This window comes from Sphingobium sp. TomTYG72 (genome assembly GCF_055394715.1).
The window spans coordinates 1992929-2005544 of record NZ_AP027336.1; the positions used below are offsets into that span (position 1 = coordinate 1992929).

Below are 12616 nucleotides of genomic sequence, written 5' to 3' on the forward strand. Positions count from 1 at the left end.
AGGATGGAACCCTATTTCTGATCTGCCGTCTGACCGAAAAGATGGTCGACGGATGCTACTGTGGGAGGAGGATCAGCCCGTCGTGGGCCGATGGGATCCCCACCGGCGAGACTGGGAGGACCCGGAAGGCATGCAGCTTTATGAGGAAATCACCTTCTGGGCCGACATTCTTGCCCCTCAATAATTGCAAGCCTGACGAATGTTTCGACCACCTCATGTCGATCCAGCCTTAGGTCCATATGGAGCCGGTAGAAGGAAGCCGTGCGACTCTTACTCGGCAGATTGGGCGGTCGTCTCGACCGGCATGACGGTTGGCACGAACCGTGGGGGCCACACTTCCCAGATACTGCTGGCATGTGATGCGGCCTGACGGTTGTTGTCGGCGATCTTTGGTCTCCCGGCGACGGCAGCGCCTCGCTGGACCGCCGCCGGGAGTGGAGGCCGGTACTTAGAAAGTAGCGGCCATGCCGGAACCCTATAAAGCTCTTGATCGCATTTCGCCATCAGGGGGCGGATTCAAATACCGCTCTTTCAAGGCGTGCGATCGCATTCAATCGCTCTCTTTGAGAAGCTGGTCGAGGGCCGATGCATGCGCCGTTCTCTGGCACTACGCCTCTCGGGCCGGCTCCAACTTGCAGTTTGATCGGCAAGAAGCGCAGGGATCTGATCCGCTGCTACGGCTGGACTGAAGAGATAACCCTGCGCCTGATCGCACCCGTTCCTGTGCACGCAATCTGCCTGGCCTCCTGTTTCGATCCCTTCGGCGACCGTCGTGACTCCCAGATCCCTCCCAAGGTTGATGATCGCGCGGACGATCGCCGCGTTGATCGGGTCATCGAGAGATTGAACAAAAGAACAATCAATCTTGAGTACATCAACCGGAAACTGCTTTAGGTGGATGAGAGAGGCATATCCTGTGCCGAAGTCGTCAAGTGCGATCGTCATCCCGGCGCGCCGAAGCTGTTCAAACGTCTTCGTTACATTGTGAGAAGCCCCCTCAAGCAGCACCGTTTCAGTGACTTCCAGTTCCAGACAAGATGCGGAGATGCCCGCGCGATCAATGCGTTCCATCACGCCCGCGACAAAATGCTCCTGACGAAAGGATGCGGCTGACACGTTGAAGGCGATACGACCGATGGGGAGTCCCCGCCTTCTCCACCGAAGGATGTCGGCCGCGATCAGCTCGAATATGCGCTGGTCAAGAGCGATGGCCAGTTCGGCGTCCTCGAAAGCGGCGGAGATTGTTCCGGGTCCGTGACATGCTCCAGGCATTCCGTCGCGCCAACGCAACAGTGCCTCAAATCCTGCGATGGCACCCGATTCCAGATCGACTTTGGGTTGATAGAAGGGGAGGACCTGATCAAGGTCGAGCGCCTGGCGGGCCAGCGACAGTTCCGACATGCGGGCTTGCAGACCCGCACGCATGCTTCTCTCGAAATGGCGGACACCGCCGCCCGCAATCTTCGCTTCATAAAGTGCCAGATCGGCGTCCTTGTAGAGACTAATGGCATCCTTGTTGTGATCTGGACTGAGCGCGACGCCAATGCTGGCACGACAGGTATGGGCCTGACCGTTGAGTGAACATGGTTCAGACAATGCAAGCCTCAGCTCGGAGATCGTCTGATCAAGTTGCGCTTCACCAGTGGTATAAATAAAGAGAGCGAACTCATCGCCACCGAGCCGCCCGGCCATTGAATCGCCGGTGCCATTTCTCTTTAGGCGCCGGGCGATCTCCTTCAGCAGCGCATCGCCGACGTCGTGGCCGTAGCGATCATTCAGGGCTTTGAAGCCATCAAGATCGATAACAAGAAGTCCGACCCCGATCCCCGATCCTTCAACACCAGCGAGCGCGGTTCCCAGCCCTTGCATGAAGGCGCGCCGGTTCCAGAGCCCAGTCAGGTCGTCATGGTCTGCCGTCCAGCGCACCGCTTCGTCCGCCAGCTTGCGATCATCGATATCCTCGACGGTGCCGTACCAGACTCCGAGTGCGCTGCCGCGCTCCTGGTGCCGTGCGGCTCGTGAACGGTGCCATCGGTAGTTGCCGTCTCGGTGCCTGAGGCGGATTTCATAATCCATGGGCGAACCCGTTATTAGCGCATCGCTCCACGCCCTCTTCACGGTCGGACGGTCACTTGGGTGAACCACAGCGAGGAATCCCGACCCCATGCACGCCTCATAAGAAAGGCCGGTGTACTCGAGGCCGCGCACGTCGATATCGACCATGCCGCCTCGAGCATCGGCGATCCAATGGATGAGGGGGCTAAGCGCTACAGTGTTGCGATAGCGCTCTTCGCTCGCCTGAGCGGCTGTCTGGATATCGAAGTCGGCATCGGGGAGTCTCCTGGTCAGCTGCCGCCGTTCCGCTGCAAAGCCGCGGAAGCCAATCTCCTCCCCCTTTTCCCATTCGGCAATTCCATAGGGACGTCCCACGCCTGATCCTCCACCATTTCGGCAAATCGTATCAGGCTGGCATTGAGACGATGTTAATGTCCCCCAGAGTTGGATTAGGCAGAAGCGGATCGTCCACGACATGCTCTCGGGCGAGTGGGGCGGGAATTATGGCGAGCTGCAGGATAGGTACTGAGGTCGAAGCATAACAGGTGCTAGGGGGAGTGGGTACAGAAGGATATGAGAAGATCGTCTGCGAGGCTGTGCGCCAGCGCATGTTGAGCGGTTTCGAGCGTCGATCTCGCTCCGGCATGCCAGCCTTGCTGGCGTCTCCTGATCGCAACGTATTTTGTGGGCTGCAACCGTCCGGCGCGTCGGACATTACACCGTTGGTCTGCCGCTCTGAAAATTCCCGGCCGAGGGCCTCTTGAACCGCGGAATGCTCTATTGCTTCGAGGACGCGGCCCAATATAACAATCGATATAAAAAGGTCGCGGAAAAATGACGATGGAAGAGGATGAAGCCTGTCTTCATGCGGTTCGCGCTTACGACCGGAGACGACGACTCCTAAAGGCGCAGATGTTTCATGATCGCCTGGGCTTGATCGACATCTTGGTGCGAGATGTTTCTGAACGCGGGCTGGGAGGCAGATGTGCATCCGACATAGCAGTCGGAGATCGGGTTTCGATTCATGTCGTCGATTGTGACCCGGCCAATGGCACGGTGGCTTGGCGCAAAGGTGAAGGGTTTGGTGTTTATCTAGACTCGCCAATACGCCCTTCTGATTTGCGGACTCCCGCAGCTGAAGAGCTGCAGGAAGGGAAGTATGAGGTTCCAACCCTCTTCCGGCCGTCCCTCTCATTCAGGCGCCCGGGGTTCAGATCCAAGCGATAGGCGCGCGTCTTGGCGAAGAGATGGACAAGAAGGCATTTCAAACGGCACCTTTCTGCGCGGCCGGGCATTGCTCGCTGATTCGCTGATCGCCTAACCGGCACAGAGGCCCTAAGGTCTCCTGCGCTGGCTCTTCAGGCCCACGTCAAGGCGTCCATCCATAATCAACGAAGGATCGGTTCCATAATTCATCCCCAGCGAGGCCGATTTGCTGAATGAAATTATGTCTGAGCCGCAGGTTGATATGCCTGTGGCGAACGGCGTCGCTTCAGGGGTCGCAAAAATGCCAAGGCGGGACGTCCGCAATGCCCTGTTTAACACTCCACAGCCTCGGGCGTTCAAGGCAGGCACCCGCGCGCTTTCCGAACGGATGCGGCGTTGGCGGGAGCGTAGGGACCAGCATATCGCCAGACCCGCGCTCGGGGCAGCGGAATGAGAAAGATGATGACGACAAGATATCTGCTCATCGGCGCGGCCTCGCTGAGGCTTTCCGCCTGCGCTGCGGGTCCGGACTATGTTCCGCGCACTCGGCGGCGGCTGGCAGACGTCTCGCAGGACCTTGTGAGAATGCTCCCATGTCATTCAGGTGGCCGCAGTCGCGCCTCGGCGTCAGCCAGTAGGCAACAGGCATCGGTCAGGGTCCAATCGACCGAATTCAGGTCGAGACCCGCTCAACCTTGGCCCCCAATCGCCCGGTTCCGCATCGCCGCATTTCAGCACCGGGATTTTTCGTCGCGACTGATCCGTGGCATCTGCGGTCCGTTTGGTCAAAGGTTTGTTTCACCGCGCGATCACCGAAAGCGGCTTGTGCATCAAGGGCATGGACCGCGCCGACGCGGAGTGTCCAACGAAGCGGACATGAAGGCCATTCCGGCTGAAGTCGTGAGACGGCCGCTATCGGACGGCAAGATGCTCAAAAGGCACTGAAGAAGGTGCCCGGTCAGCGCTCCAAACAATATGCTCCCCATTCGTCCATCAGCTTTCGCCTCTTCTCGAGGAGGTTTCCGCGCCGATACGCGGCTTCCGTCTTGTCCTTGACCCGATGGGCCAAGGCCGCCTCTGCGATTTCACCGGGGTGATTGGTTTCCTCGCTAACCCAGTCCCGGAAAGCTGAGCGAAATCCGTGGGCGGTCACCTCCTCCTTCATCTCGCGGAGCAGTTTCGTGAGCGTCATGTCACTCATTGGCGCGTCACCTCTGGCCCCAGGAAATACAAGCGAGCGCGATCCGATCCGCAATTCCCGGCACCGTTCCAGGATCGCCAGCGCCGGTATCGACAGCGGAATGACATGCTCGCGCGACGCCTTCATGCGCGCGGCCGGTATGGCCCACAGTTTCTCGTCCAGATCGAATTCTTCCCATGCCGCACCTCGGACCTCGCCTGATCGGACGGCAGTCAGGATAGCAAAGCGCAGCGCTAACCTACCGAAGGATTCCCGCTCCGCGAGCCTCACCATGAAAGCGGGCACCTTTGCATAGGGCATGGCCGCGAAGTGCCCGTCCTTCTTGGGCTGTCGCGGAAGCCCCTTGGTGATCGCGCGCATGGGCGCTTCAGTCTCGCGGTAACCCGAGGCGTAAGCCCAATCGAGAACTGTGCCGATCCGCTGCCGGACCCGTCGCGCTGTCTCGGGCTTAGCGAGCCAGATATCCGACAGAACGTTCCGGATCATGGGTCCTGTGATCTCATGAACCTGCACATGGCCGATCTGCGGGAACACATAGGTCTCCAGCGTCTGGAGCCATTGCTTCTCGTGCTTCTCATTCCGCCAGGTCTTGCTGTGGGCAGCAATCACTCTGGCTGCCGCCTGCCGGAATGTGGGAATGCCCTGCGCCTTGCGCCGCTCGAATATCGGATCCAGCCCGAGTTCAACCCAGGTGCGGATTTCTCGTGCCCGCTCCCGCGCGGTAGCCAGCGAGACTTTTGACGCACTGCCCAGACCAAAGTCGCGCCGGTTGCCATTCTTCTGCACCCGGCACACCCAGCTCTTGCCGCCGCCGGGCTGAATCACAAGAAACAGGCCGTCGCCATCCCCGAGCCGCCCGGGGCGTGTTGCTGCCTTCACAGCGGTAGCGGAGAGCTTTCCCATGCCACCAAATCTCCCACATTCTTTCCCACATTTCCAATCGGTCACCGGTGGACTGGCAGGGATGAACGTGGATGCGAATCACGCTGAAAGCCGCAGAAAAGCTGGGCTTTAGTGATTCGGAACGGATGTGAAAGGACAGGGTGGTGGCGGAGAGGGAGGGATTCGAACCCTCGGTACCGTTTCCGGCACGCCGCATTTCGAGTGCGGTGCATTCGACCACTCTGCCACCTCTCCGCAGAAGGTCCAGCCTGTGCCGTCCCGGTCGAGCGGCGGCCATTAGCGAATGATGACCGGCTTGCCAAGCGGCCCGGACCGTATTTTTCTTGTAACGCTCGCCGCGCACCCTAAATTGCTTTTCATGACCGACACCACTGCAATCTTCGGCGCCGATGTCAGCGCGCCCCCTGTTGTCCACGCGCATTTCAGCATCGGCGATGTCGTAAAGCATCGCCTTTTCGCCTTCCGTGGCGTGGTGTTCGACATCGATCCCGTCTTCGCCAACAGCGAGGAATGGTATCAGGCGATTCCCGAACAATCCCGGCCGGACAAGCATCAGCCCTTCTACCATCTGCTCGCCGAAAATGGCGAAACCAGCTATGTCGCTTATGTCAGCCAGCAGAATCTGATGGCCGACGACAGCGGGGAGCCGGTGGATCATCCGGCGATCGCGGGGATGTTCGGGACCTATGCCAACGGCAAATATCAACTGCGCCCGCTCCATCGCCATTAAGGCGCCGTCCCGCGCACGGGCATGGTGGCGGGTCGCCGCCGCCCTCGCGCTGCTGCCTGGCCTCACCGGAATCGCGGCCGCGCAGGCACCGACCGAACGCCCCGCGCAGGAGCCCCGGATCAATGCCGATCCGACCTTCCCCTTCGCCAATGAAGTCGCCGCCTTCGCCAAGGCAAATGAGAGGGACAGCGGCACGCCCGGCGCCGTCCTCTTCCTCGGCAGCTCCAGCATCCGGCTGTGGGACACGAGCGCGGGCTTTCCTGACAGAAGCACCGTCAATCGCGGTTTCGGCGGAGCGACGACGCCCGATGTCCTGCGCCACTATACCCGGCTCTTCCCCAAGGCCGCGCCCCGATCGGTGCTCGTCTATATCGGCGAGAACGACCTTGCCGCCGGAGCCACCCCCGACACCGTCGCGCACAACATACTCACGCTGCTGAAAAAGCTCCGCGCCGACTATCCCAAGGCGCGCATCGCCTATCTGTCGCTCAAACCCTCGCCCATCCGATGGACGCTCTGGCCGAAAATGGCGGCGGTCAACATGACCGTGGCGGCGCGCAGCCGGGTCAGCGGTTTTGAATATCTCGATGTCGGTAGCAGCCTGCTCGCCCATGACGGCCTGCCCGACGCATCGCTGTTCGGCCCGGACGGGCTGCACATGAACCCGCGCGGATACAGCCGCTGGAACAGACTGGTCGACGGCTGGCTCGACCGGACGGAGATGGCGGCGGCCCCGGCATCGCGTTCGGCATCACTTTCCAATTGATCCACGGCCAAGCAACATTATTACCATACATCTGTAAAACACACCCAAAGGGGGACGATGCTGGTGACCACTGATTCGGCTAAGGCCCTGCCCATGCCCGCTCCCATGGCGGAACTAACGCTTCGCGGCGTCATACTGGGTGCGCTCATCACGCTGCTCTTCACCGCGGCCAACGTCTATCTGGGGCTGAAGATCGGCCTTACCTTCGCGACCTCCATCCCCGCCGCCGTCATCTCCATGGCGGTGCTGCGCCTGTTCGCGACCGGCACCATCCTTGAAAACAACATCGTCCAGACGATCGCGTCGGCGGCGGGCACGTTGTCGGCGATCATCTTCGTGCTGCCCGGCCTTGTCATCATTGGCTGGTGGCAGGGTTTTCCCTACTGGCTGTCGGTCTTCACCATCGCTCTCGGCGGCATATTGGGCGTCATGTATTCCGTGCCGCTCCGCCGCGCGCTCGTCACCGGCTCCGACCTCCCCTATCCCGAAGGCGTCGCAGCCGCCGAAGTGTTGAAGGTCGGCGCAGGCTCCCGCGAAGGACTGGAGGGAAATAAGCGCGGCCTTACCGCCATCCTCATAAGCGCTCTCGCCGCCGCCGCCTTCTCCATCACCGCCAAGACGAAGCTGATCGCCGAAGAAGCCGCCACCTTCTTCAAATTCGGCGCAGGCGCGACATCTGTCTCGACCAGCTTTTCCATGGCGCTGATCGGCGTCGGCCATCTGGTCGGCCTGTCGGTGGGCGTCGCAATGTTCGTCGGCCTGCTGATCAGCTGGGTCGGCCTCGTCCCCTGGCTCACCGCGCCCCTGCCAGCGGGAGCCGACATCGCCGAAGTCGTCGGCACCACTTTCCGCATGAAGGCGCGCTTCATCGGCGCGGGCACAATCGGCGTCGCGGCGATCTGGACCCTGCTCAAGATATTGGGACCGATCATCAGCGGCATCCGATCCGCCATCGCGGCAGCACAGCGGCGCAAGGCTGGCGACGGCGCCCTGCTCGAACTTACCGAGCGTGACCTGCCGATTGGCATCGTCGGCGGCACCATCCTCGCCTCGCTCGCGCCGATCGCGGTGCTGCTCTGGTATTTCGCGCAAGGAGGCCCGATCGCCCTCAACCCCGTGCCTATCCTCATCCTGACGCTCGCCTATATCCTCGTCGCGGGCATCGTGATCGCGTCGGTCTGCGGCTATATGGCGGGCCTCATCGGCGCCTCGAACAGCCCGATCTCCGGCGTCGGCATCCTCGCCGTGCTGGGCGCCTCGCTGATCCTCGCCGCCATCTACGGCTCGGGCGGCGATCCGAAGCAGAGCCAAGCCCTCATCGCCTACGCCCTGTTCGTCACCGCGATCGTGTTCGGCATCGCCACCATCTCCAACGACAATCTTCAGGACCTGAAAACCGGCCAGCTGGTCGGCGCCACCCCCTGGAAACAGCAGGTCGCGCTGGTGCTAGGCGTAATCTTCGGCGCGCTGGTGATCCCGCCAGTGCTCGATCTCCTCAACAGCGCCTTCGGCTTCGCGGGCGCACCGGGAGCCAAGGCGACCGCCCTGCCCGCGCCCCAGGCCGCGCTCATCTCGGCACTGGCAAAGGGCGTGCTGGGCGGCGATCTCGACTGGGGCCTGATCGGCACCGGCGCGCTGATCGGCGCCGTGGTAGTCGCCATCGACGAACTGCTCGGCAAGGCAGGCAAGCTCCGCCTGCCCCCGCTCGCGGTCGGCATGGGCATATACCTGCCGATGGCGCTGACCCTGCTGATCCCGGTCGGCGCGGTGATCGGCCACCTCTACAACCGCTGGGCGCGCCGCCAATCCAACCCCGACTTCGCCGAGCGCATGGGCGTGCTGATGGCGACCGGCTTCATCGTCGGCGAAAGCCTGTTCGGCGTCGCCTTCGCCGGGATCGTGGCGGCGACCAACAGCGATGCACCGCTTGCGCTGGTGGCGGAGAATGAGTGGGCGGTGCCCGTGGCGCTGCTGATCTTCGCGGGCATCATCGCAGCGCTCTATGCACGACTGCGGCACTGGGCGAGCGCACCGCTGGGTTAGAGGTGACGGTGAACCATTTCGATCAAAATCCGACTTTGATCAGTAGCGATCCCTGCTCAATAGCGGACATGCGAGTTAAAGGAATTCGAGATGGCAACCTACATCGCTGGTCTGAACCATGTCACGTTGGCCGTCACAGATGTCAAAAGGTCTCTGGCGTTCTATCGCGACACCCTCGGCTGCACGGTGCGAGCCATTTGGCCGGAGGGCGCTTACCTTGAAGCTGGATCACTCTGGCTGTGCCTGTCTTACGACACCCACGCGAGATCAAATCCTAACCCCGACTACACGCACATCGCGTTCACTGTTGCAGAAGCAGAATTCCCCCGCCTGAGCGAACGTCTGGTTGCGGAATGTGCGATCTGGAAAGACAACAAAAGTGAGGGAGCATCGACATACTTCCTCGACCCCGACGGACATAAGCTGGAAATCCACGTAGGTTCTCTTTCGGCAAGGTTGGATTATTACCGGGCCAACCCAAAGAAGGGAGTGATGGTGCTAGATGACTGAGCGGCAGATAGCTGTCGGAGTATCGTTGGTCGATTACAGATTTGCCACAGCCTGCGTCGCTCGCCCGACAGTGGACCCAAGCTACGCCGAACGCGGTTCACCGATCTCGTAGAGGCGCAGGTTGCGATCCCCGATACCGAGGCTTGGCCAAGCGCCTCGCCATTCAGCAAGATGGGCGGCAGCAAAGTGCCGGTCGAGCGAGTTCTGATCAACCCATATTCTTTTACATGGATAAGGCCTGGCTCAAACACGTCTTCGGCATAACCGTACTCTACACAGCCTTCCTCCGCGCGGCTCGCATCAGCCATCCGCTTCATGATGGGTCGCGCCGCCTCCATATTATGGGCGGGCAGGCGAACGGTTCCTACGATAAGCAACATGGCGCAAGCCTATCGCTGCAACGGCACGATGGAAAGATGTACGTTTTAGCAGCGCACCGACCTAAAAGCCGCCATTCCGCACCCCCCAAAGCCACCACCCCCTCCAGCCCACAATCAATGAAAAGGGCGGCAAATCACTCCACCGCCCCTCCAATCACCTCTTGGCAAACCAGGCCGTCAGCGCAGGCTTCAACCGAGCCCGCGTCTCGATCCGCGTCCTGATGGCGGAGATCGACCGATCCACCACCTTGCGCGATTCCGGCGTCAGATACTGGTTCGCATAGGCGTCCAGCTTCGCCGCCATCGCCGGATCAGCCGACCCGCCGCCCAGCCGCGCAATCGCCTGGGACCGAGCCGACACATCGATCAGCGCCTCATATTGCTGCCGATGCGCCAGCACATAATCCACCGCCAGCATCGGATGCTCCCCACCCACGGAGGAGATGATCGCCGCGCTGGTCGTCTTGCCCGGCTCATCCGTCATGGCTAGGTCGAGCGCCTTGCGCCCCAACGCCTCATCCTTCGCCGCGCCCAGCAGCGCGAACAGCGTGCTCCGGTCCAGCGCGCTCGTCGCACCGTTGGCCATCGCCCGCAACTTGTCCCAGGTCGCCGCATCGGCATTCTGCGCGATGATGCGCAGCCACACATTGCGCAGCGGCCCTTCCATCAACGCAGGCTCGGCAAAGCGCCGCCGCGCCTCCGCCAGCACCGCCTTGTCCCCCATCTTGCCCAGCGTCGAAACAAGCGCCGACCGCAGCACCGGCACCTGTGCGCCCTCGCCGGGTTTCGCGTCAAAGCCAACGCTTTTCAGCACCGGCCCCAGCTTGCGCGAGGCATAGGCCGCAACCCGCGCCTGCGCTGCCCGGTCGCCCTCCAGCATCGTGTAAGCGCTGTCGATATAGTCCGGCACCTCCGCCAGTACCGCCGGACTCGCCTTGGCGGGCACCGCGTCCACCATGTCCAGCGCCAGCCCGATCGGCTGATATCCGCCCAGCCCCAGCTGGAAATTATCGGCCAGCAGTCCGATCTGGTCCATCGACGACAGCCGTGTAAAGCCCGCCGCCAACGCCTTCACATTCGCCTCTGGATAGAGCGAGCGATAATAGCCCGTCTGCCCCGCATTGATCACATAGGCCCCGCACCCCGGCAGCGTGACCGAAGCCGTCCCGTTCAAAATCAACCGCTGCGGCGCCCCGCCCACGGTCTGCGCCATCACCGGCACATTCCAGCGCAGCGGCGCCTTGTCCTTCCGATCGCGGCTGAACTCACCCTGCGATAGCGAGAGCATGGTGGACCCGCCCCGACACTGCGCGCTGTCGACCTTCACCAGAGGAATGCCCGGCTGGCTGGTAAAGTCATGCGCGATACCGACCAGCCCCTTGGCCCCCGCACCCTCAACCGCCTTCCACAGGTCATCCGTCACCGTATTCCCATAGGCATGTGCCTTCATGTAGCTGCGAATACCCTCGCGCCACACATCCTCGCCCGCATAGCCTTCCAGCATGGTGATGACCGCCTCACCCTTTTCATAGGTGATGTCGTCAAACGCTTGATTGACCTCATCAACGGTATGGATTTTCTGCACCACCGGATGCGTGGTCACCAGCGCATCGAGCGCCATCGCCCGCTCGCGCCCGCCGACCCGCGTCAGCAGCATCTCCCAATCGGGCTGCAATTTGTCGCTGACCTTGGTCGCCATCCAACTGGCAAACCCCTCGTTCAGCCACAGATCGTCCCACCAGGCCATGGTGACAAGATCGCCAAACCATTGATGCGCCATTTCATGCGCCACGATCGAGTAAATGGTCCGCTTCGTCCCCTCCGAAGTGAATTTCGGATCGACCAGCAGCGCCCGCTCAAAGGTGAAGATCGCCCCCCAATTCTCCATCGCGGAGAAGAACTGGCTCTGTCCCGGCCCCGCCACATTATCGAGCTTGGGCAGCGGAAAGGGCACGCCGAAATAGTCATTATACCAGGGCAGGATCGCCGCCGACGCATCCAGCGCCAGTTGCGCCTTGCCCGTATTCCCCTTGCCGGTGATCACGCCCACCTCGGTCGCCCCGGCCATCTTCGTCGCCCGCTCCAGATCGCCCAAGCCGAAGAACAGCAGATAGGATGACATCTTCGGTGAAGTGCCAAACGTCACCCGCGTCCTGCCACCGCCCAGATCCTGCGACGCCTTGACCGGCATGTTGCTGACCGCCAGCTGACCCGTCGGCACGATCGCGGAAAGATCGAACGTCGCCTTATAGCTCGGCTCGTCAAAGCTCGGCACGAACCGCCGCGCATCGGGCGCCTCGAACTGGGTAAACAGCGCCCGCTTCTGCGCGCCAGCTCCATCCTTGTAATCCAGCGCGAACATCCCGTTCGCCTGCGTGTTGATGACGCCGCCATAGGCGATGTCCAGCTTGTACGCGCCCGGCTGCACCGGCTTGCCAAAATCCAGCGTCACCGTCTGCGCATTGGCATCGACCTTCGCGGCACCCACCATCGCCTTGCCCTGGACAGGCGTCAGCGTAACGCTGCCAATGCTCAGATCAGCCGCATTCAACACCAGCACCGGCATCGCCTGCGCGACATTCAGGTCGACCGTCACCTTGCCCGTGAATTTAAGGTTCGCCGCATCCGGCACCACCTCGATGGCATAATGGCTGGGCGCCGCACCCCGCGGCAACTGCGTGGTGATCCCCGGCGCAGGCCCGGCGGGCGTCTGCGCCACGGCGGGCTGAACAAGGGCAAGCGGCGCGGCGGCCAGCAACAGGGACGAAATTTTGGAAAAGGACATCAGGTTCGCAACTCCGACACGTTGAGAACGGCACGGC

Annotated in this window: 8 protein-coding genes and 1 tRNA gene; 5 read left to right on the forward strand and 4 right to left on the reverse strand. The window is 61.7% G+C overall.

The window, feature by feature from the left end; all coding sequences use genetic code 11:
- The first annotated feature begins 52 nt into the window (after positions 1-52).
- The gene (locus tag ACZ5U1_RS09900) at positions 53-184 is read left to right on the forward strand and encodes a hypothetical protein (RefSeq protein ID WP_464778260.1); all 132 of its coding nucleotides are present in this window, start codon (positions 53-55) and stop codon (positions 182-184) included.
- A gap of 347 nt (positions 185-531) precedes the next feature.
- Here ACZ5U1_RS09900 and ACZ5U1_RS09905 read toward each other — a convergent pair whose 3' ends face one another.
- From ACZ5U1_RS09905 to ACZ5U1_RS09915, 3 genes are all read right to left on the reverse strand, one after another.
- A complete protein-coding gene (locus ACZ5U1_RS09905; protein ID WP_464778261.1) occupies positions 532-2430 on the reverse strand; it encodes a putative bifunctional diguanylate cyclase/phosphodiesterase in 1899 nt (632 codons plus the stop codon).
- Between the two features lie 1789 nt (positions 2431-4219).
- Positions 4220-5365 carry a tyrosine-type recombinase/integrase gene (locus ACZ5U1_RS09910; protein ID WP_464778262.1) on the reverse strand — a complete coding sequence of 382 codons (1146 nt, stop codon included), beginning with the start codon at positions 5363-5365 and terminating at the stop codon, positions 4220-4222.
- A 144-nt stretch (positions 5366-5509) separates the two neighbouring features.
- Positions 5510-5599 (reverse strand) — tRNA-Ser (locus tag ACZ5U1_RS09915).
- Positions 5600-5723: 124 nt separating this feature from the next.
- Here ACZ5U1_RS09915 and hspQ point away from each other — a divergent pair.
- From hspQ to ACZ5U1_RS09935, 4 genes are all read left to right on the forward strand, one after another.
- The gene (hspQ, locus tag ACZ5U1_RS09920) at positions 5724-6095 is read left to right on the forward strand and encodes a heat shock protein HspQ (RefSeq protein ID WP_196224676.1); all 372 of its coding nucleotides are present in this window, start codon (positions 5724-5726) and stop codon (positions 6093-6095) included.
- Positions 6052-6861: a GDSL-type esterase/lipase family protein gene (locus ACZ5U1_RS09925; RefSeq protein WP_464778263.1), complete on the forward strand. Its 810-nt coding sequence runs from the start codon at positions 6052-6054 to the stop codon at positions 6859-6861. Before hspQ ends, ACZ5U1_RS09925 begins: the two co-directional genes overlap by 44 nt.
- 105 nt (positions 6862-6966) lie before the next feature.
- A complete protein-coding gene (locus tag ACZ5U1_RS09930) occupies positions 6967-8904 on the forward strand; it encodes an OPT family oligopeptide transporter (RefSeq protein WP_464780020.1) in 1938 nt (645 codons plus the stop codon).
- Positions 8905-8994: 90 nt separating this feature from the next.
- Positions 8995-9414 carry a VOC family protein gene (locus ACZ5U1_RS09935; RefSeq protein WP_464778264.1) on the forward strand — a complete coding sequence of 140 codons (420 nt, stop codon included), beginning with the start codon at positions 8995-8997 and terminating at the stop codon, positions 9412-9414.
- A 534-nt stretch (positions 9415-9948) separates the two neighbouring features.
- On the opposite strand, the gene ACZ5U1_RS09940 is transcribed toward ACZ5U1_RS09935, so the two are convergent.
- Entirely contained in the window at positions 9949-12579 is a 2631-nt protein-coding gene (locus ACZ5U1_RS09940) for a M1 family metallopeptidase (RefSeq protein WP_464778265.1), read from the reverse strand.
- Positions 12580-12616: the final 37 nt, after the last annotated feature.